This is a genomic window from Piscicoccus intestinalis NBRC 104926, from assembly GCF_001515525.1.
GTDB classification, from domain to species: domain Bacteria; phylum Actinomycetota; class Actinomycetes; order Actinomycetales; family Dermatophilaceae; genus Kineosphaera; species Kineosphaera intestinalis.
Genome location: NZ_BCNQ01000314.1, coordinates 1 through 892, shown reverse-complemented (window position 1 = coordinate 892; position 892 = coordinate 1). Strand labels below are relative to the sequence as shown.

1 protein-coding gene is annotated in these 892 nt (G+C 66.4%); it reads right to left on the bottom strand.

Going from position 1 to position 892, the window contains the following annotated elements; all coding sequences use genetic code 11:
* Positions 1–848 (bottom strand): IS630 family transposase (locus tag PINTE_RS21445; protein WP_068434640.1); only part of this gene is annotated, 848 nt, incomplete at its 3' end.
* Positions 849–892: the final 44 nt, after the last annotated feature.

Sequence of the window (892 nt, the reverse complement as noted above, 5' to 3'; positions counted from 1 at the left end):
AGCACGACCCGCGGGTGCTTCAGCAGCCAGGCTTTGACGGCCGGGGTCTTGTGGGTGGCGTAGTTGTCCAGGACCAGGTGCAGCTCCAGGTCTTTGGGGGTGGCCGCGTCGATCTCTTTGAGGAACCGCAGGAACTCGGCGCTGCGGTGCCGGCGGTAGTTGCGGGCGATGACCGATCCGCTGATGATGTCCATCGCCGCGAACACGCTCGTCGTGCCGTGCCGCACGTAGTCGTGCGTGGCCCGAGCCGGGGTGGTCGGCAGCATCGGCAAGATCGGCGCGGTCCGGTCCAATGCCTGGACCTGGGACTTCTCGTCCACGGCCAGGACCAGCGCGTTCTCTGGTGGCGACATGTACAACCCGACGATGTCGCGCACCTTGTCCACGAAGTCAGGGTCCTTGGACAGCTTCCACGACTCCACGGCGTGCGGCTTGAGCCCGAACGCCCGCCAGATCCGTGACACCGCCGTCTGGTTCAACCCCTGATCGGCGGCCATCGACCGCGTCGACCAGTGCGTGTCCCCCAAGGGCGGGGCGCCGTCCATCGTCCGCGAGATCAACGCCTCGATCTGCTCATTGCTCAGCTTGCGCGGCTGACCTGGCCGGGGCGCGTCCCCCAGGCCATCCAGGCGGTCAGCCAGGAAACGGTCACGCCACTTGGTCACCGTCGGCGCGCTCACCCCGACCTGCTTGGCCACCGCAGCGACCTGACCAGAATCCGCGTAGGCCAGCACGATCCGGGACCGTTGCACCAACCGCGCCGACGACGTAGGCCGCCGCACCCACCCGAGCAGTACCGACCGCTCATGATCACTCAACGACAGCGACTTCGCCGCAGGACCCGACATACACGAAGCCTACCGAACAAGTAACTCTTTAACGACTCACGACA